The 18,857-nt window shown below is 58.7% G+C and carries 16 protein-coding genes; 9 read left to right on the forward strand and 7 right to left on the reverse strand.

Going from position 1 to position 18,857, the window contains the following annotated elements; genetic code table 11:
* Positions 1-9 precede the first annotated feature (9 nt).
* Both AC2GXZ_RS16550 and AC2GXZ_RS16555 read left to right on the forward strand, forming a co-directional pair.
* On the forward strand, positions 10-1,041 hold the full coding sequence (locus AC2GXZ_RS16550) for a PstS family phosphate ABC transporter substrate-binding protein (protein ID WP_483760285.1): 1,032 nt from the start codon (positions 10-12) through the stop codon (positions 1,039-1,041).
* A 1-nt stretch (position 1,042) separates the two neighbouring features.
* Positions 1,043-1,993, forward strand: coding sequence for a PstS family phosphate ABC transporter substrate-binding protein (locus AC2GXZ_RS16555; protein ID WP_483760286.1), 951 nt, complete (start codon positions 1,043-1,045; stop codon positions 1,991-1,993).
* 368 nt (positions 1,994-2,361) lie between these two features.
* On the opposite strand, the gene AC2GXZ_RS16560 is transcribed toward AC2GXZ_RS16555, so the two are convergent.
* Positions 2,362-3,093 (reverse strand): GntR family transcriptional regulator, encoded by a 732-nt coding sequence (locus AC2GXZ_RS16560; RefSeq protein WP_483760287.1) that lies wholly within the window; start codon positions 3,091-3,093, stop codon positions 2,362-2,364.
* Between the two features lie 120 nt (positions 3,094-3,213).
* Here AC2GXZ_RS16560 and AC2GXZ_RS16565 point away from each other — a divergent pair, with 120 nt between their 5' ends.
* Genes AC2GXZ_RS16565 through AC2GXZ_RS16585 form a run of 5 tightly spaced genes read left to right on the forward strand, consistent with a single transcriptional unit; the run spans position 3,214 to position 9,597 of the window.
* Positions 3,214-4,716 carry an ABC transporter substrate-binding protein gene (locus AC2GXZ_RS16565; protein WP_483760288.1) on the forward strand — a complete coding sequence of 501 codons (1,503 nt, stop codon included), beginning with the start codon at positions 3,214-3,216 and terminating at the stop codon, positions 4,714-4,716.
* Between the two features lie 53 nt (positions 4,717-4,769).
* Positions 4,770-5,687, forward strand: coding sequence for an ABC transporter permease (locus AC2GXZ_RS16570; protein ID WP_483760289.1), 918 nt, complete (start codon positions 4,770-4,772; stop codon positions 5,685-5,687).
* Complete coding sequence (locus tag AC2GXZ_RS16575; RefSeq protein WP_483760290.1) at positions 5,684-6,577, forward strand: ABC transporter permease; 894 nt, start codon at positions 5,684-5,686, stop codon at positions 6,575-6,577. The genes AC2GXZ_RS16570 and AC2GXZ_RS16575 overlap by 4 nt, the downstream gene beginning before the upstream one ends.
* Positions 6,578-6,586: 9 nt before the next feature.
* Positions 6,587-7,975, forward strand: coding sequence for a M20 family metallopeptidase (locus AC2GXZ_RS16580; RefSeq protein ID WP_483760291.1), 1,389 nt, complete (start codon positions 6,587-6,589; stop codon positions 7,973-7,975).
* Positions 7,972-9,597, forward strand: a complete 1,626-nt coding sequence (locus AC2GXZ_RS16585; RefSeq protein WP_483760292.1) for an ABC transporter ATP-binding protein — start codon at positions 7,972-7,974, stop codon at positions 9,595-9,597. Before AC2GXZ_RS16580 ends, AC2GXZ_RS16585 begins: the two co-directional genes overlap by 4 nt.
* Positions 9,598-9,956: 359 nt before the next feature.
* On the opposite strand, the gene AC2GXZ_RS16590 is transcribed toward AC2GXZ_RS16585, so the two are convergent.
* From AC2GXZ_RS16590 to AC2GXZ_RS16615, 6 genes are all read right to left on the reverse strand, one after another.
* On the reverse strand, positions 9,957-10,595 hold the full coding sequence (locus tag AC2GXZ_RS16590; RefSeq protein WP_483760293.1) for a dihydroxyacetone kinase family protein: 639 nt from the start codon (positions 10,593-10,595) through the stop codon (positions 9,957-9,959).
* An 11-nt stretch (positions 10,596-10,606) separates the two neighbouring features.
* Entirely contained in the window at positions 10,607-11,608 is a 1,002-nt protein-coding gene (locus AC2GXZ_RS16595) for a dihydroxyacetone kinase subunit DhaK (protein WP_483760294.1), read from the reverse strand.
* An 18-nt stretch (positions 11,609-11,626) separates the two neighbouring features.
* Positions 11,627-12,661: an ABC transporter permease gene (locus AC2GXZ_RS16600; protein WP_483760295.1), complete on the reverse strand. Its 1,035-nt coding sequence runs from the start codon at positions 12,659-12,661 to the stop codon at positions 11,627-11,629.
* A complete protein-coding gene (locus tag AC2GXZ_RS16605; RefSeq protein WP_483760296.1) occupies positions 12,658-14,211 on the reverse strand; it encodes a sugar ABC transporter ATP-binding protein in 1,554 nt (517 codons plus the stop codon). Before AC2GXZ_RS16605 ends, AC2GXZ_RS16600 begins: the two co-directional genes overlap by 4 nt.
* Positions 14,212-14,301: 90 nt before the next feature.
* Positions 14,302-15,312 carry a substrate-binding domain-containing protein gene (locus AC2GXZ_RS16610; RefSeq protein ID WP_483760297.1) on the reverse strand — a complete coding sequence of 337 codons (1,011 nt, stop codon included), beginning with the start codon at positions 15,310-15,312 and terminating at the stop codon, positions 14,302-14,304.
* A 20-nt stretch (positions 15,313-15,332) separates the two neighbouring features.
* Positions 15,333-16,364, reverse strand: a complete 1,032-nt coding sequence (locus AC2GXZ_RS16615; RefSeq protein ID WP_483760298.1) for an ABC transporter permease — start codon at positions 16,362-16,364, stop codon at positions 15,333-15,335.
* Between the two features lie 197 nt (positions 16,365-16,561).
* On the opposite strand from AC2GXZ_RS16615, the gene AC2GXZ_RS16620 reads away from it, so the two are divergent.
* Positions 16,562-17,656, forward strand: coding sequence for a LacI family DNA-binding transcriptional regulator (locus AC2GXZ_RS16620; protein WP_483760299.1), 1,095 nt, complete (start codon positions 16,562-16,564; stop codon positions 17,654-17,656).
* Between the two features lie 68 nt (positions 17,657-17,724).
* Positions 17,725-18,786 carry an aldo/keto reductase gene (locus AC2GXZ_RS16625; protein ID WP_483760300.1) on the forward strand — a complete coding sequence of 354 codons (1,062 nt, stop codon included), beginning with the start codon at positions 17,725-17,727 and terminating at the stop codon, positions 18,784-18,786.
* Positions 18,787-18,857: the final 71 nt, after the last annotated feature.

An 18,857-nucleotide genomic window follows, 5' to 3' on the forward strand; every position in this document is an offset into this window, starting at 1 on the left:
GAGATCTCTTTGGAACATCTTGCCCCATCATCGGCTCATCGACAGGAGCATTGGGCGGCGCGGCCGGTCGATCCTCTCATTCCCCGATATCGGCCGCAGACGGTCCCCATGCCGACCGCCGCAAGCTGGCTGACGGATTTGGGTGCCGCCCGCATCAGTGGCTCAGATCATGGGCGCTGGATCATCGAAGGCTGTTGTGCAGCGTTTCGCGAACTGCATCCGGAAGCAGCCTTCCATGTGGATCTGCGCGGAACGCCTTCGGCCATGGCCTTTCTGATGAGCGGCCGGTCGATGCTCAGCGTGATGGGGCGCGAGATCACGCCAGTCGAGACTATCCCTTACCGAAAGCTGATCGGCGCTCCGCCGGTCGCAATTCGCGTCGCTCACACGGCGGAAGAGACCTCGCAACATCTGGCGACGTCGCTTGCGGTCTATGTGCACCGTTCCAACCCGCTGAAGCGGATCACGACGGCGCAGTTGGCGCAGATATTCTCGGTCGGCAATCCGCAAGGCGATTATTCTCGTTGGGGGCAACTCCAACTCGGCGGCGAATGGGCAAGGCGCCAGATACACCCTTTCGGAACCCCCGAATATACGGGGTTCGGTACCTATATGCAGGCGCATCATCTTGAGGGGCGTCCCTTGAGCCCTATCTATGAGCGCTATGTCGGCACTGATGATGTTCTTCTTCGGCTGACAAGCGATCCGAGCGGGATTGCCGTCGCTGCGATCGGCCGTGAGACGGATGATATCCGCCTTTTGCCCATCGCCGTGGACGAAGACGGGGCCTATTCGCATGGCTCCAGTGATGACGTTCAGAATGACCGATATGCCTTCGGCCGGTTCCTTTATTTCTACCTGCCCCAGAAGCTGGGAGAGCCGGTGGATCCGTTTACGGCGGAATATCTGCGTTATGTTCTGTCCTTCGAAGGCCAGAGCATCCTGGCCTCGCAGCCGCGCGGCTATATTCCGCTGCGTGCTGACGAAGTCGTCGTGGAACGGGCGAAGCTAGACCATATCCTTTCCAGCGGGAGCAATTGACATGACCGATCCATCCGTCCGAACCGCCTGTGATGCCGAAGAGGACGCGACTTTCGTCATTTCGATTGCCGGCAATGACGGTATGCAGCCGTTGATCGAGAAGCTCTGCCAGCGTTTCCGCCAGAAGCATCCGAATGTGGACTTTCGCCTGACGATGGCCGGATCATCAACGGCTTTTCCGGCGCTGGCGAGCGATAGCTGCATGATTGCGCCGATGGCGCGCACTCCCTGGGCCGCCGACCGGACATCGTTCAAATCCGCCAAGGGATATGCCGCCAGTGTTGTCCATATCGGCTATGCGGGACACGGTCCGCGCCGCGATGCGAAGACGCCGCCTTCGATCTATATACACGCAAGCAATCCCCTCGAAGGGCTTGCAATGCCGGATCTGGTCCGTGTCTTCACCTCGGGATCGCCCGAAGGAGATCTCGGCTTCTGGCGCCAATTGGGGCTTGGCGGAAAATGGGCCGAACGGCGCATCCATCTTTACGGTTTGCGGGATGATGGGAAATACGCGTCCGGCTTCCGCACCACGCATCTGGAGGGTAGGGATTATGCCGGCCGTTACGAACCCTTGCCGGATCGGACGGCTGTGCTGGAGGCGGTGGCCGATGATCCTTACGGAATGGGAGCGGTTGGCTGGTATGATGCGGCCGGATTCGCAGAAGAGGTTCGCATATTGCCTCTGTCCAGGCAGCGGGGCGACGCGTTCCGGTTGCCGAGCCACGAGGATGTATCAGCCGGTGCCTACCCGCTTTCCTCGCCTCTCGGCCTCTATTTCGACCGCGCTCCGGACGCGCCTCTTTCCCCAGAACTGAAGGCATATCTCGAGCTTGCGCTTTCTGAGGAAGGACAGGCGATCGTCGACGAGTTTAGCGCCGTGCAGCAGGGCTACATTCCTTTATGCGGCAAGGATCTGTTCGTTGAGCGAGAGCGACTGTCGGAATTGTAGCGTGGCCGTAGCATTGTCCGTTTGATGAATGTCATCCGGCATATCTCCGTCGGCGTGAAGCCGACGGGTTTTTTGCTGGAATAGAACATGCCAGCATTGAACTGCGGCAGGTTCTGCCACGTTTCGTGGGTTCATCCGACATTTGTGGTGATCGTCAGAACCCCGTCATATTGGCCGGTAGTGATAGGTCGCCAACGGCCTCTACACGGGCTCGCGGAACATTGCTTCGGTGATCAGGGCCTCCGGAAAGATCGCCTCGGTACCTGCCGAAACATTCTCCGCCGTGTTCTGAGGTATTGAACGGAAAAGTCCTGAGATCGGTTTGCTGCATGAATGGAGCTGTCCAAGGCCTTCCAAGGTGAATTTTCTCACATGTGGGATTGTCGCTGGAGCCAGCGTGCGACCTGATTGCGTTTGGATTCGAGATGACGCTTGAGGATCGCGCCGAGCCGGGGGCCATCCCGCGCCTCAAGTGCGACAATCATCTCCTCGTGTTCGCTGATTGCTGTCTGCCATTCGTCTTCGGCGATCCGTGCAATGAAACGTAATTTGATGATACGGGTGAAAATGATGCGGCGCATTTCCTTCAGCGGTCCGTTATTGGCCACGTCGAAAATGGCATCGTGTATCTGCCGATTGTAAACATAGTAGCCATCGAGATCATCGGCAGTGCGACAGTCCAGCATTGAGGAATGCATCGCGCGGATAGCATTCAACTGCGCGTCGGTTATGCGGGGAGCTGCGAGTTCGCCGGCAAGCCCCTCCAGCGCGCCGATAACGGCATAGCTATCAAGTATCTGCTCTTCAGTGATCGTCGCAACACTTGCTCCGCGATTGGGTGTCAATAACACCAATCCCTCGGCAGCCAGCGCACGGATGGCTTCCCGCATGGGCGTGCGTGACACATCAAAGCTCTGGCACAGATTCTTTTCGATCAGCTTGGATCCGGGCGCCAATTCGCCGCGTTCGATCATTTCGCGCAAACGGTCCACAATCTCCAAATGCAGGCTTCGCCGCTCTATTGGCCTAACATTGTGCAAGAAATGATGTCCTCGTGCAAAAAATAATCGGCCACTGCTTAGGTTTTGGACGTCAGGCATGCTTCGCTTGATTTATCTCATAAACATCCGCAATCACCCTTTACAAAATTATGTATACAAAATTAAGTTGGCCCCAATTGCATAAAATGCACACGAAGAAACTTCTTCAAGGGGACACATATGAAACGACTTCTAGGCTGCGCGACCGCAATCATGCTGGTATGGGGTGGATCGCCGGCAGCGGCTGGGCCTGATGACAATTCGCTTGTTTGGGCGTCGGATAGCATGCCGTCGAGCATCGATTTCTATACGCATACTATCCGCGAAGGGATCGTGCTCGGGCACCATATCTGGGACACGCTGATCTACCGCAACAACAAGACCAATCAGATCGAACCTCATCTGGCGGAATCGTTCAAGTGGATCGACGACACGACACTTGAATTCAAATTGCGCCATGGCATCAAGTTCCATGATGGCAGCGATTTCACGGCGGATGATGTCGTCGGTACTGTCGACTACGTCACCACCCATACGACGGTCCAGTCGATCTTCTTCCTCGCAGGGGCCGAAAAGGTCGACGACTACACCGTGCGACTGAAGACCAAGGGAAAGTTCCCGGCGGTCCTCGAATATCTCGCCAACGTTCTGCCGATTTATCCCTCCGACTATTACGCCAAGGTGGGCCCGGAGGGCATGTCGCGCAAGCCGATTGGCACAGGCCCCTACCGTGTCACTGAGATTGTCCCCGGTGAAAGCATCAAGATGGAGGCGTTTCCGGATTATTTCGGCGGTGTGAAGGGCAAGCCTTCGATCCAGAAACTTGAATTCCGCCGGGTATCCGAGTTCAACACCCAGGCGATCGAGCTCATGACAGGCAATCTTGACTGGATCTGGCGCGTTCCACCGGACGCGGTTCAGCAATTCTCGGGCCAGTCGCAATTGAAGGTCGAGTCCGGCGATACCTTGAGGATCGGTTTCATAGGCATGGATGCGGGCGGTCGCACCGGTGACGGCCCATTGAAGAATGTGGAAGTCCGTCGGGCGATCAACCACGCGATCAACAGGGATGGCATCCGCGAAGCGCTGATTGGTCCCGGCTCGCAAACCATCAATGCTGTTTGTGCACCGCCGCAGTTCGGCTGCGTCAGTACGGACGTCAAGGCTTATGACTATGACCCTGCAAAGGCAAAGCAGATGCTTGCCGCCGCCGGCTATGCAAACGGCTTTTCCATTGATTTCTACGGATATCGGGATCGGCCCATCGTCGAAGCCATCATCGGTGATCTGGCAAATGTCGGGATCACCGCAAATCTCACCATGCTTCAGGCCTCAGCAATTGCAAAGGCCAGAACCGAAGGCCGCACACCGATGTGGTTCCAGGCGTGGGGATCGTCTTCCATTCTCGACGTGAGCGCGGGCCCCGGGTACTGGTTTGACGGCTCGACCGTCGACTATGCGAAAGACGAAGAGACTACGGCGCTCCTCAATCAGGGCAATACGACCATTGATCCGGACGCCCGCAAAGCCGCTTATGCCAAGGCGCTCACGCGAATTTCGGATCAGGCCTTCACCGTTCCAATTTTCACCTACTCGCTCAACTACGTCTACAACAAGCAGTTGAATTTCACGCCGGTGCCGGACGAGACACCGCGCTTCTTTGAAGCAAGCTGGAATAAGTGACTGTTCTGTCCCGCGCTGCAAGTGGCGCGGGACCCTCCAATATCCGGTGAGACATGCTGCGCTATCTGATGCAGAGGATCGGTCTGGCGCTGCTTGTCTGCGTAGCCGTTTCGCTTCTGGCCTTTACTCTCTTGAATGCTTCTGGCGATGTCGCAATCGCGATTGCCGGCGAAGAAGCCACCGCCGCACAAGTCGATGCGATACGCGAACAAATGGGCCTCAACCGGCCATTGTTGGTCCGCTATGGTGAGTGGCTGGGAAATGCAGTCCAGGGTGATTTCGGCAATTCCCTGTTCTTTCACCAGCCGGTCGGGGAACTGATCGCAGATCGACTGCCGAAGACAATGACGCTTGCCCTGATGTCGCTTGCGGTCATGCTTTTACTGTCGGTTCCGCTAGGGGTTATCGCCGCGTTGAAGCCCAATAGCGTCTTTGACCGGGCGGCGCTTCTCATCGCGGTGCTTGGCCAGGCGATGCCGAACTTCTGGTTCGCCTTGGTGCTGATCGTGATCTTTTCACTGACGCTGGGAGTAATGCCGCCTTCCGGTTCAGCAACCCTCAAACATTATGTGCTGCCGGCCATAGCGCTTGGCTATTATTCAACACCACCGATGATGCGTCTCATCCGCCAGGGCATGATCGAAGCGCTGTCGTCGGATTATATCCGCACGGCCAGGGCCAAAGGGATCGGCACCATCAAGATACTTTTCAAGCATGCGCTGCGTAACGCCGTCATTCCGGTCGTTTCGCTCTCTGCCGTTCAGTTCGGCAACATGCTGGGCGGGTCGGTCGTCATCGAAGCAGTGTTCGGCATCCATGGGCTGGGCTTTCTCGCCTGGGAATCGATCTCCCGCATGGATCTGCCGGTCGTGCAAGCCGTGTTGCTGATCGTTGCCATCTTCTACATCGTCATCGTCCTCATGGCAGACTTCATCAATGCCTGGCTCGACCCAAGGATTCGTATCCAATGACCAGCCTCGAACTCTCATTGCCCAAGCCGGGTACCGTCCGGCGCAAGGGATTTTTGTCGCGGGCCATGGCAAACCCTGGTTTCCTGTTCGGAGCCATCCTGCTGGGGCTGATCGTGATCATGGCTATCCTGGCACCTCTGCTCGCACCCTATGATCCGCTGGCGCAGAACATGATCAAGCGGACCGTGTCACCGTTCTGGATGTCGGATGGCAGCTGGGCTCATCCTCTGGGCACCGACGGGCTAGGGCGAGACTATCTGAGCCGCATCATCTACGGCGCACGGATTTCACTACTGATCGGGATATTCACCATCATCTGCTCGGGGATCATCGGCACGGTGATGGGCGTGCTGGCCGGCTATTTCGGCGGATGGGTAGATCTGGTGATCAACTTTTTCATCATGACTCGACTGACACTGCCTGTCGTGATGGTGGCGCTGGCGGTGGTTGCGCTGTTCGGCGGGTCACTGATCGTCGTGGTGCTGGTGCTGGGTTTGCTGTTGTGGGATCGCTTCGCCGTCGTCATGCGCTCGGCCGTCATGCAGATCCGCAATCAGGAATATATCCAGGCAGCGCAGTCTATGGGCTACTCCACGCCCAGGCTGCTGTTGAAGGAGCTTCTGCCAAACATATTCGACCGGCTCGCCGTTATTGCGACTTTCGAAATGGCACATGCAATCCTGTTGGAAGCGTCACTGTCGTTTCTTGGATTGGGTGTGCAGCCGCCAACGCCATCATGGGGCCTGATGGTCGCAGAGGGACGACAATATCTGCTGTTCGACAGCTGGTTGATCATGATCCCGGGCATAGCGATCTGCGCGCTGGTGCTCGCAATCAACATGATGGGCGACGGTCTTCGTGACGCAATGGCCCCTGAAACAAGAAACTGAGAGACTGACATGACCCGCTTGAACGTAATTGCCAATGCCGGTGCCTATGTAAGTGACGGCGCATTCGTTGCCGACCTGCAGGCACGCCTCTCGATCCCATCCGAGAGCCCGCGCGAAGATAGCGGTCCGGATCATCTTCGTTATCTGAACGAACAGATGCGGCCCCTGCTCGAAGGCATGGGATTTAGCTGCCGGATCCTGCCTAACCCGAAGCTTGAACGCATTCCCGCACTATTTGCCGAGAGGATCGAGGATCCGGCTTTGCCGACAGTCCTGACCTATGGGCACGGGGATGTCTTGTGGGGCATGGCCGGGGACTGGAAAGAAGGACGCAGCCCGTGGGATGCGACGCTTGCAGGAGACCGGATCTACGGTCGAGGCACTGTCGACAACAAGGGGCAGCACACGATCAATCTCGCGGCTCTCGATCTCGTCCTGAAGGAGCGCGGCACGCTCGGCTTCAACGTCAAGGTTCTGATCGAGATGGGTGAGGAAAGCGGATCACCGGGTTTGGCAGAAATGGCCGAGGAACACCGCGATCTTTTGAAGGCAGATGTGCTGATTGCCTCGGATGGTCCGCGTGTTTCAACGCATGTCCCGACCGTGTTTCTTGGTGCCAGAGGCGGGCACGGGTTTCATTTGATCTGCGACCTTCGCGAGGGAGCGCATCATTCCGGCAATTGGGGCGGACTTTTGCCGAACGCCGGCATCCGCCTTGCGCACGCCCTCGCAACGATCACAGATGCAAAGGGACGCATCGCCGTCCGTGAATGGACACCCGGGAAAATTCCGGAAAATGTCCACACCGCATTGAAGAAGATCGAGCTGGAATTTGGGCCGGATGATCCGAAGACAGACCCATCATGGGGCGAGCCGGATCTCGTGGGCGCCGAGCAGGTTTTTGGATGGTGCAGTTTCGAGGTGCTCGCCTACACGTGCGGTCGTCCGGAAGCGCCGGTGAATGCCATTCCCGGAACGGCGAAAGCGACCTGCCAGCTTCGTTATGTCGTTGGCGTCGATCGCGAGCGGATACTGCCAGCCCTGCGCGAACATCTCGACGCCCACGGTTTCGGCGACGTTCGGATCGAGCCGATGGCCCGCGGTTTCTTCCGCGCGACACGCACCGACCCGGATAATGCCTGGACCCGCCTGGTTGTCGCGTCGATTAAGGAGACCACCGGCAGAGAACCGGCATTGCCCCCGAATTTCGGTGGCTCCCTCCCAAATGAGGTGTTTGCCGAAACGCTTGGTTTGCCGACGATCTGGATCCCGCATTCGCATCCGTCCTGCTCGCAGCATGCGCCGGACGAGCATATGATGGTCAGCGTTGCGAAGGAATCTGCCCAGATCATGGCAGGCCTGTTCTGGGACATCGGGGAGGGGAAGCTGCAGAAATGACGGAAGCCCTTCTCTCGGTTCGAAATCTGGCGGTGGATCTGCCCAAGAGCGGCGATCGCCCGCACGCCGTCAGCGGCTTGTCCTTCGACATTCATCCGAACGAGATCGTCTGCGTGGTGGGAGAGAGCGGTTCGGGCAAATCCGTTACCGCCTTTACCGCTATGGGATTATTGCCAAAGGCCTTGAAGGTGTCCGGCGGCGAGATGCTGTTTGAGGGACGCGATCTCTTGAAGATGCCGCGCAGAGAACATGCACGTCTGCGCGGCAGGCGGATCTCGATGGTCTTCCAGGAGCCGATGACAGCACTCAATCCGTGCTTTACCGTTGGCGACCAGATCGAGGAGATCTTCCGGACACACACGAAACTTTCAGGCGCCGAATGCAAGGGGCGGACGATGGCGCTGCTTGAGGAAGTGCGACTTCCAGATGCGCCGCGGGTCTACGCAAGTTATCCGCACCAGCTGTCCGGTGGACAGCGTCAGCGTATCGTCATAGCCATGGCGCTGGCGATGGACCCCAAGCTGTTGATCGCGGACGAGCCGACAACCGCGCTGGACGTTACCACGCAGGCGCAGATCCTGTCGCTGTTCAAGACACTGAAGACGACCCACAATGCGGGCATTCTGTTCGTTACACATGATTTCGATGTGGTTGCCGAGATTGCCGACCGTGTTGTCGTCATGCAAAGCGGCATTGTCGTTGAGCAAGGGAATGTCGACGACGTCCTGAATAATCCGCAACACCCCTACACGCGCAAACTGATCGCGGCTGTGCCGCGCAAGCGCGAGGAGGCTTCTCCGCCACTGGCAGAAGAAATCGCGCTTCAGGTAAAGGGGTTGAGCAAGACTTATCATGTCGCTCGTACTCTGACGCGTAGCGCGCGAATCGTGCATGCGCTCCACCCGGCGGATTTCACGGTGCGCAGAGGCGAGACGCTTGGCATCGTTGGAGAAAGCGGCAGTGGGAAGACCACCCTGGTGCGCTGCCTGATCCGGCTTCTCGATCCTGACGGTGGCGAAATCTGGATCGGAGACCGCAACTTTGCGCAAGGGTCGCGCGGGAGCCTGCGCGCAGCGCGCAAGGATATCCAGATCGTCTTCCAGGATCCTTATGGGTCGCTTAATCCTCGCCGGTCGATCGGCGAGCAGCTGATTGGAGCGCCGATGAATTTTGGCGTGTCACGTTCCATCGCATGGGAGCGGGCTAAACGGCTGATGAAGATCGTGAAACTGGAGGAGGATGCACTCTATCGCTTTCCTTCACAGTTTTCGGGTGGTCAACGTCAGCGCATCTGCATAGCGCGGGCGTTGATGGTCGAACCGAAGGTCCTGATCGCCGATGAAGCCGTCTCGGCGCTGGATGTATCGGTGCAAAAGGAAGTGCTCCAGCTTCTCGCCGACATCAAACGCGAAATGGGCCTGACGATCCTGTTTATTACGCATGATTTGCGCGTCGCATCGCAGATATGCGATAATCTGATCGTCATGAGCCAAGGCCGGATCGTCGAACGCGGCACGGTCGATCAGGTGTTTGGTGATCCCAAGGATGCCTATACGCGGCAGCTTCTGTCTGCCATGCCCGGACGCGGCTGGGATGTGCCAGAGGTAGCTCTGCAAATCTAACGATTTGAGTTGATTGTAATTTCACCCTGATTTCGGTCTGTATGCCAAATTTGGCGAAGCAAGGCTGGAGAATCTTCTTTGTCGGTGCGCTCGGCGGGTGATTGCCAAGCGACAGGAAATAATTAACAGCGAGTATAAGCTGACAGCCGTGCGGCAGGCCAGTCTTCTCGGGTTCGGCCGATGCCCGCATTCATCTCTTGGCTGGCGAACGTCGGGTCAACCTTTCTTCAAAGCGCTGACGCCGATAATGGCGGCAGCATAGTCGAGGCCGAAGCCCACTTCGCAAAATTCCCCAAACTGATCAGGCAGACCGCACCTGCCGTGCTCCCGGCGGGCTCCGTCAAGTCGGGCCGTCCGTTTCAGGCTGCCACAAAATCACTGAGCTTTCTGATAAGCAGTGTACCGACCGTTGCTCCGGCATCCTGTAGGCCAACCGTCTTTTCCTGGAAAGCTGCAGCCTTGCCGTGCTGGGCGACCAGGGTCTTGGTTCTTTCGAGCGCCTCTTCGGCAGACGTTGCCGCCGCCGCGAGAGCCGTAGGAAGAGGGGCGTTGGCTGCAGCCTGTTCTTCTAGCGTGCGCGCGACGGGATCGAGAACGTCGACGATTGTCTTGTCGCCGACCTTTGCCTTGCCGCGTTCCGCGATCCCGTCACGATACGCCACCCAGAACAGGGCCATTTCGGCAGTGCCGAGAGCAGTCGCGGTGTCCACCGCCTTGCTGGCGCGCAGGAAGCCCGTTGCGGTCAGGGTGCCCATGGTGGAAGGTGCCGTCCGCGCCATGATGGCGCCGGCGGTGCGCAGAAGCTTGGCGATGCCAGCAGCCTCGCCTTCGGCTGCAACGGCTTCGGCCGCTGCAGCGAAGGATTTGGCCATGGTGATGCCGAGATCGCTATCGCCGACCTTGCCGTCGAGAGCGATCAGGAATTCGCGCTGTTCGGCAAAAAGCTGCTTCCAGGCATCGAACAGGCGGATCAGATCGGCAGCTGTAATGGCGTCCATGATCATGGTCCTCAGGCTGAGAAATGTTTGAAGAAGGGGGTGTGGGCCGGTGCCGCGACGAGGCGGTCCAGTTCCGCATCGAGATGCAGGATCGAGACGGATGCGCCCGCCATCTCCATCGACGTGGCGAATTCGCCGACCCACACATGCTTGGCCTTGACCCCCCGCCCTTCGAGCAACTGCGCGACGCGGCGGAAAAGGATGTAGAGCTCTTCCAGCGGCGTGCCGCCGAGGCCGTTCATCAGGACTGCGACCTCATCGCCGGACTTGTAGTCCTGCTCGGCAAAGATGCGTTCCATCATCTCGTCGATGACGGCATCTGCGGTGCCGAGCGTCTTGCGGCTGATGCCCGGTTCGCCATGAATGCCCATGCCGATCTCCATCTCGTCGTCACCGATCGAGAAGGTCGCATGGCCGATTTCAGGCACCACGCAACTCGAAAGCGCAACGCCCATGGTGCGGGTACGCAGACGCGCCTTTTCGGCCAGCCGGTGAACTTCGTCGAGAGACAGGCCCTCGGCGGCTGCGGCCCCTGCCGCCTTGTAGACGAAATAGATACCTGCCACGCCGCGGCGCTTGTGTTCCTCGCCGACCTTGGACGAGGCGACGTCGTCATTGCCGACGCATTGCTTGACCTGGATGCCGTCGAGATCGGCAAGTTCGGCGGCCATGTCGAAGTTGATGATGTCGCCGCTGTAATTGCCGTAGATGTAGAGAACGCCAGCGCCCTGATCGATCGCCTTGGTGACCTGATACATCTGTTCTGAGCTTGGCGACTGGAAGACGCCGCCGACGGCTGCGCCGTCCAGCATGCCGTCACCGACATAACCGAGGAAAAGCGGCAGATGGCCGGAGCCGCCGCCGGTCGCGATGCCGACCTTGCCGGTCTTCGGTCTGGAGGTGACCATGCAGCGCTTGTCGTCTGCCGTATATGTCACGTCCGGATGGGCGCGGTAGATGCCCTCGAGCATCTCATCGACGAAGTTTACGGGATCGTTCAGAAATTTTTTCATGGGTTCCTCCGGAAAAGCTTATTTCTTGCGCTGGCGCGTCACGAAGAACGCTGCTGCCAGCAGGATGAAGATGCCAACCACGAGCCGCTGCCAAGTGCTGGGAATACCGACCAGCACGAGCACGCTGTTGATGACGACGATCAGAAGCACGCCGAGAATGGTGCCGAGCACCGTGCCGGTGCCACCGGTGATCTTGGCGCCGCCGAGCACGACCGCGGCGATGACGTTGATCTCGGTGCCGACCAGATCGAAGGGATTGGCCTGGCGGTTGGCGCAGACATGGATGATACCGGCAAGCCCCGCGAGTGCGCCGGCATAACCGAAGATGAAGATGTGCAGTTTCTTCAGATCGTAACCCAGCCGGCTGGCAATATTGGCATTGCCGCCCATGGCAAAGATCGCGCGGCCCATCAAGGTGCGGTTGAGGATCAGCCAGGTAACGAAGGCGGCGATCGGCAGAACCAGGAAATAGAAGGGCAGGGTAATCGTTGCGCCATTGGCGGATTCGAACTGCAGAAGCGGAAGGCGACCGAAGGCGCCCATCTGCGGCGGCAGCGACATGATCCAGACCGTGCCGATAAATGATAGAAGAAAGCCGCGGAACAGATATTGCGTGCCGATCGTGACGATCAGCGACGGCACCTTGAGATGATGCACGAGCAGGCCGTTGATGACGCCGAGCAGCGCCCCGCCAACCGTCGCGATCAACAGGATCACGGCAATCGGCAGGCCGGGCAGATAGTTCTGCACCAGCACGGTCAGCGAATACATGGTGAAGGCCGCGATCGCGGTGAATGACACGTCGATGCCACCGGCCGCGAGAATGACGAGGACGCCAAGCGCAAACAGCCCCATCACCACGCTGGCGCGGCCGATATCGACCAAAGTCGACGGCTGCAGGAAGGCCGGATTGGCGATCGCCACGATGATGCAGATCGCGACAAGCAATGTGGCGGTTATCGTTTCCGGCCGCCGACGTATCAGTTCCCCGATGCTGAAGGGCTGGCGCTCGGTCTGGCTTTGCTGCAGTTCTTCCAGTCGCGAACTATTCATTGTGTCGTCTCCAGCTTGGACATCAGCATGGCGTGATAAAGCTGGTCCTCGGTCGCCTTTTCCGCGTCGAATTCGGCAACCACCTTGCCGCCGTTCATCACCAGAATGCGGTCGGCGTTCTGCAGCAGTTCGGGAAGGTCGTCGCTGACAATGATCAGCCCGATACCCCGTTCGGCAAGCGCCTGTATGGCCCGGTAGATCGTATCCTTGGAGCCGACATCCACGCCGACGGTCGGGCCATGCAGCACAAGCAGCTTCGGTTCGATGCTGAGCCAGCGGCCGATCAATACGCGCTGCTGGTTGCCGCCTGAAAGAGCACCGACCGGCAGATCGAGATCCTTGGTGTTGAGGCGCATTTCTTCCGATAGCCTGGCGGCGGTCTCGCGCCCGGCTTTCTTGTCGATGACGCCGAAACGGTTGCTGAGCCGCGTCAGGATCAGCGCGATCTCGTTTTCGAGGATGGACTTGTCGAGGAAAAGCCCTTCCGCTAACCGGTCCTCCGGCACGTAACCGATGCCGTGATCGATCGCATCCGCGGGCCGGCGGATCGTCACCTGCCTGCCATCCAATGTGAGCGTGCCGGATCGTGCCGGCGCCACGCCGGTGATCGCCATCGCCAGTTCGTTTCTGCCGGAATCCGCCAGACCGGTAATGCCGAGGATCTCGCCCTTGCGCAGGCTGAAATCCAGCCGTTCAACGCCGGCGGCACTCAGGCCTTTGACGGAAAAGAGTTCGCCATTCATGGGTTTTGCCGTGCGATAACGAGCGGAATCGATCGTCCGGCCGGTCATGAGTTCGGCAATCTGTGTCTTCGTGTAGTTTTCGATCGGCCCCTGGGCAACGCATTGACCGTCGCGGAACACGACTGCATTGCCGCCGATGCGATAACATTCGTCCAGCTTGTGGGTGACGAACAGCACGGCGACGTTTTCCTGCCGCAACCTGTCGACGACGCGAATGAGATTATCGACCTCGCGGCGGGTGAGCGAGGTGGTGGGCTCGTCCATGATCACCAGCTTGGCGCGCGTGGCTATGGCGCGGGCGATCGCCACCAGCTGGCGTGCCGCCAGCGGCAGATCGGACACGATCGTGTTGAGAAATGTGCGGTTGTTCGGCAAGCCGACGGTCGTCAGCGCCTTTTCGGCAGTTTCCTTCAGCCGCTTGCGATCGAAGAAACGACCGAGCCGGCCTTGGCCGGACACCAGTTGTTCGTTCAGCGCAACATTTTCCGCCACCGTCAGGTTGGGCAGCAGCGAAAGGTCCTGATAGACGGTCTCGATCCCGGCGCTCAGCGACCGGATCGGCGTCATCCTCGAATGGGTTTCGCCCTCCAGAATGATCTCGCCGGCACTTGGCGGGATTGCGCCGGACATGATCTTGATGACCGTGCTTTTGCCGCAGCCGTTTTCACCGAGCAGGTGATAGGCCTGGCCGAGATCGAGCGTCAGGTCGATGCCGCGCAACGCATGCACTCCGCCGAACCATTTCTGGATATTGCGAAGTTCCAGAAACCGGCCCGATGTCTGTTGGGTGTTGGAAGTCGCCGACAATGGAAAGTCCTCTTTCATTGCGCATCGCCGCTGAGGGCGCGCCTGGTCCGGCCGGCACGTGGATCGCGCCGGCCGGTATTGTCTGGAGGATTAGAACAGGTGTTCCTTGTAGGTCGCCTTGTCAGCGAGAACCATGCCATTGCCGATGATCAGCAGGCCGTCGCCGGCACCCTTCTTGACGCTGACTTTTTCATAGCCCGGTACGCCAAGGTCGGTACCTTCCTTGACTTCCTTCTTCTCGAGCAGAAGCTTGGCAACGGCATTCATCGCCATGCCGGCCTTTTGCGGATCCCAGAAGCCGATCGCGGTGATTGCGCCGGATTCGAGCAGGTCGGCCGACGGGTTCGGCAGGCCGGTGCCGACCAGGCACACCTTGCCCGAAAGGCCGGCTTCGTCGATGGCGCGGCCGACGCCCAGAACGTCGTTCCCGGCGGATGTCTGGAAACCCTTGATGTCGGGATGCTTGCGCAGGATTTCCTTGGCCTTTTCATAGGTGCCGTTGGCATCGTCGAAGGATTCGTTGTTCGGATCGACGAGCTGCATGTCCGGATGTTTCTTGGCGTTTTCTTCGCCGGCCGTGACCCACTGGATATGAGTGCGGCTACCGAGGGAACCCACGAAGGTCGTCCACTTGCCCTTGTTGCCCATGCATTCGGAAAGACGAACGTTGAGAGCCGTGCCGTAATCACTGTTGTCGAAAGCCTCGACGTCGGCCTGGGTGTTCTTCTGGTTGTCGGCCTCATGGGTGACGACGACGATGCCGCGATCCATGGCGCGCTTCAGCGTGCCCTCGATGACGGCCGGATCCATCGGAACGACGGCCAGAGCGTTGACGCCCTTGGCGATCAGATCCTGGATGATCTGCAGCTGCTGGGCCGCATCGGCGGTTGCCGGGCCGCTCTGGGTGGCAACGACATCCGGGTTGGCCTTCTGGTAGGCCTCGACACCGGTGTTCATGCGGTCGAACCACGGAATGCCGCTGATCTTGACGACAGTCGCGATGACCGGCTTCTGCTGGGCCATCAACGTGCCGGCTGTGCCAGAGAGAAGGGCAGCGACTGCGACGCCGCCGATCAGAAGATGTTTCGATACTGCTTTCATTTTCTCCTCCACGAGATCCCTCAGTTGTTTGGCTTCGGTGCCTGAGGGCCGGGCGCCGAAGATTTTGGGTGTCCTTTGAAAGGCATCAGGAAGCCAACGACGTCGTAGCGACCAACGGCCAGGAAGGTGAGCAGCAGCAGGCCCCAGGCGAAATCACGCACGAAGTTGGACAGGCCGCCGAAATTCAGGAGGCTCGACATCAGCTGCAGAGCGATGGCGCTCAGCACAACACAGACGATCCGACCGTAACCACCTTCCGGCTTTACCCCGGCCATGACCACGATCAGGATCGCGATCAGCAGATAGGAACTGCCATAGTCGAACTTCACGTTGACGTTGCGGGCAGCGATGATCATTCCGGCGGTGCCGGACAGCATGCCGCTGAGCGCATAGGTTCCGACGATGATGCCCGTGCGCGGGAAGCCGGCATAAACGGCAGCCTTCGGATTGGTACCCATCAGCATCAGCCAGAGCCCGTAAGGGGTGAATTTCAGCACGGCTGCAATCACGGCTGCGACAACGGCGAAGATCAGGAAGCTGATCGGCATGCCCAGGAACATGTCGTTGCCGATGCGCGACAACAGATCCGGGCTGCCGACAGTCGTCGCCCTGCCGCCGGACACCACCACCGCAAGCCCCATGAATGCCATCTGCGTGCCGAGCGTGCAGAGGATCGGCGTGATGTTGAGCTTCGAGATCAGCAGGCCGTTGATCATTCCGCCGACAAGGCCGACGCCGACAGTCATGGCTATGAATGCCAGGCTGAAGGCCGTTTCGCTGTTGGTGCTCGACAGGAAGGAGGACACGACGACCGCGGACAGGACGCCGGAAAGGTTGGCAAGCGCAATGCCGGACAGGTCGATGCCGCCATTGCCGGCACACATGGCCAATGTCACGCCGATTGCCAGCAGGCCGATCTCCGGGACCTGGCTCGCCATGGACTGAAGATTGAACACAGAAAGAAACGTACCGCCCGAAATTGCGGCACCCACTGCGAGCAGAACGCAGTTGATCACGACAAGCATGACCAGCTGCTCGCCGGTTTTATGCATGGTCTCCTCCCATGTTTAGTAAACAAGCGCGAGCTTTACTAAATGGCTACCAAAGCATTTTTCGCTTAGCAAGTGGTTTTTTCGTCAATTTTTGCCGTTGCACGGCGCTTTGAATTGTCATAACCGTCAAGTATGCAGTTGGAGTGTTTACTAAACAGATTTCAACGTTTGAACCGATTTAGGGGTCCCTAAAGCGCATGAAGCCGACGAAGAGACTGACAATTCGGGATATTGCGGACGCTGCCGGCGTTTCGCCGGCGACCGTCTCTCTGGTGCTGAACGGCAAGGGCGATATTTCGGGCGTGACTCGTGCCCGGGTGCTGGAAGCGGTTGCTCGGCTCAATTATGTCCCGCGCAATCTCAAAGGCGGCAATGAAGGTAGCGGCGAGACGCTGCGTTTCCTCAAGATTTCCAAACATGGTCACACCGTAAATCGCGATCACAGCGTTTTCATTTCGGACTACATCGACGGAATGTCGGCAGAAGCGACCCGGCGGAACTACACGCTGGAAGTTGTCAGTTTCGAAGGACAACCGATCAGTACGGTAGCGGAATCGCTTGCCGGCGCGCCGATCAGCGGGGTGATCGCACTCGGAACCGAGCTTACTGAGGATGACATAAGGCTTATCCAGGGCATCGGCTTTCCGACCGTTTTCATCGATACGTTCTACGATGTCGTCGATGCCAATTTCGTCGACATGAACAATGAGGATGCCGTCTATAAAGTGCTGTCACGTTTTCGCAGCCACGGCTTCGAACGGATCGGTTTCGTCGCCAGTCACGTCGACACGACGAATTTCCGGCTGAGGCAGGATGCGTTTTTCAAGAACATGGCACGGCTTGGCCTCAAGGTGCGCGAAAGCGATGTTTTGTCGATCGAATCGACCCATGACGGCGCATATGAAGATACTCGTGTCTTGATGGAAGGTGGGCTGGATCTTGCCGACTGTTATTTCTGCACCAACGACATCATCGCCTATGGGTTCATGAAGGCGCTGAAGGAATTCGGCGTCCGGGTTCCTGCCGATGTTTCGATCATCGGCTTCGACAACTTGCCGCAAAGTGCCACGACCGAGCCGTCGCTGACAACGATCGAGGTCTCCAAGCGTAAGATCGGTTATCTCGCGGTGACGATCCTCGACGATCTCATCAACGCTGCCGAAAGCCAACCTTCGGTGAAGATGCTGGTGGGGGCGGATCTGGTATTGCGGGCCAGCGACGGTCAGGATGCTGCGCAATCGGCGCCGGTGCAGCAGCGACTGCGTGCGGCAAGGAGGCAGCCGGCGGAATAACGGTCTTTCGGCCCACGGGTGGAGGCTCGTGGGCATGGATTTTTCAACAGTCTTATTGGGAGGAGACGATGGAATATCGCGTTCTGGGAAAGTCCGGGCTGAAGGTCTCGGCGATTTCGATGGGAACCTTTTCCTTCGGTGGGGTCGGGGCGTTTGCCCGGGTTGCTGATCAGGGCGTCGATGATGCCCGGCGGCTGATCGATGTCTGTATCGATGGCGGCGTGAACCTGTTCGATACGGCAAACATGTATTCGCTCGGACGCTCCGAGGAAATTCTCGGTGAAGCACTGAAAGGTCGGCGCGACCGCACACTGATCTCGTCCAAGGCGCGTATGCGGATCGGCAACGGACCGAATGACGAGGGTGTGTCGCGCTTCCATCTGATCCGCGAATGTGAGCGGAGCCTGAAGCGGCTGCAGACGGACCATATCGATATCTATCACATGCATGAATGGGATGGCGTGACGCCAGTGGAAGAGATGCTGTCGGCGCTCGACAGCCTCGTTCAGGCTGGCAAGATCCGCTATATCGGTTGCTCGAACTATTCCGGCTGGCATTTGATGAAGGCGCTTGCTGTTTCCGACCAGCGGCATCTGCCGCGGTTCGTCACGCAACAGATCCATTACACTCTGGAGGCGCGCGAGGCCGAATACGAACTCCTGCCGATTTCGGTCGATCAGGGGCTTGGTGTGATGGTCTGGAGCCCTCTCGCCGCCGGTCTTCTATCCGGTGCATTCGGTAGAAACCGTATTCCGGAGGGGTCACGGCAGGCTGCGGGCTGGTCCGAACCACCGATCCGGGATCAGGAAAAACTCTGGGCAATCATCGATGTTCTTGACGATATAGCCGCGGCCCGCAATGTCACGGCAGCGCAGGTTTCACTCGCCTGGACGTTGACACGACCGGCGATCAGCTCGCTTGTCGTTGGCGGGCTGACGGAAAAGCATTTCCGCGACAACATTGCAGCCGTCGACCTCAAGCTGGACGCAGAAGAGCTTGAAAGGCTCAATAGGGTCAGTCGGGTAGCCTATATCTATCCCTACTGGCACCAGCATAATTTCGCTCGCGACCGGTTTAGTGCCGGAGACTGGGCGCTGCATGGCAGTTACGAAGATATCGATCTCGTTTGATTGCGCGCTCGGGCGCAGTGGTCGGGCAGCCTGGATCCCCCACAATCGTCCGCCCGAGTATGTTTCCGAAA

It is taken from the genome of Aliirhizobium sp. YIM B11859, assembly GCF_057163345.1.

Bases quoted from the DNA above. Each gene is read 5' to 3' on its own strand.
- AC2GXZ_RS16555 (WP_483760286.1), top strand. From the start codon at position 1,043: ATGACCGATCCATCCGTCCGAACCGCCTGTGATGCCGAAGAGGACGCG.
- AC2GXZ_RS16560 (WP_483760287.1), bottom strand. From the start codon at position 3,093: ATGCCTGACGTCCAAAACCTAAGCAGTGGCCGATTATTTTTTGCACGA.
- AC2GXZ_RS16565 (WP_483760288.1), top strand. From the start codon at position 3,214: ATGAAACGACTTCTAGGCTGCGCGACCGCAATCATGCTGGTATGGGGT.
- AC2GXZ_RS16570 (WP_483760289.1), top strand. From the start codon at position 4,770: ATGCTGCGCTATCTGATGCAGAGGATCGGTCTGGCGCTGCTTGTCTGC.
- AC2GXZ_RS16575 (WP_483760290.1), top strand. From the start codon at position 5,684: ATGACCAGCCTCGAACTCTCATTGCCCAAGCCGGGTACCGTCCGGCGC.
- AC2GXZ_RS16580 (WP_483760291.1), top strand. From the start codon at position 6,587: ATGACCCGCTTGAACGTAATTGCCAATGCCGGTGCCTATGTAAGTGAC.
- AC2GXZ_RS16585 (WP_483760292.1), top strand. From the start codon at position 7,972: ATGACGGAAGCCCTTCTCTCGGTTCGAAATCTGGCGGTGGATCTGCCC.
- AC2GXZ_RS16590 (WP_483760293.1), bottom strand. From the start codon at position 10,595: ATGGACGCCATTACAGCTGCCGATCTGATCCGCCTGTTCGATGCCTGG.
- AC2GXZ_RS16595 (WP_483760294.1), bottom strand. From the start codon at position 11,608: ATGAAAAAATTTCTGAACGATCCCGTAAACTTCGTCGATGAGATGCTC.
- AC2GXZ_RS16600 (WP_483760295.1), bottom strand. From the start codon at position 12,661: ATGAATAGTTCGCGACTGGAAGAACTGCAGCAAAGCCAGACCGAGCGC.
- AC2GXZ_RS16610 (WP_483760297.1), bottom strand. From the start codon at position 15,312: ATGAAAGCAGTATCGAAACATCTTCTGATCGGCGGCGTCGCAGTCGCT.
- AC2GXZ_RS16615 (WP_483760298.1), bottom strand. From the start codon at position 16,364: ATGCATAAAACCGGCGAGCAGCTGGTCATGCTTGTCGTGATCAACTGC.
- AC2GXZ_RS16620 (WP_483760299.1), top strand. From the start codon at position 16,562: ATGAAGCCGACGAAGAGACTGACAATTCGGGATATTGCGGACGCTGCC.
- AC2GXZ_RS16625 (WP_483760300.1), top strand. From the start codon at position 17,725: ATGGAATATCGCGTTCTGGGAAAGTCCGGGCTGAAGGTCTCGGCGATT.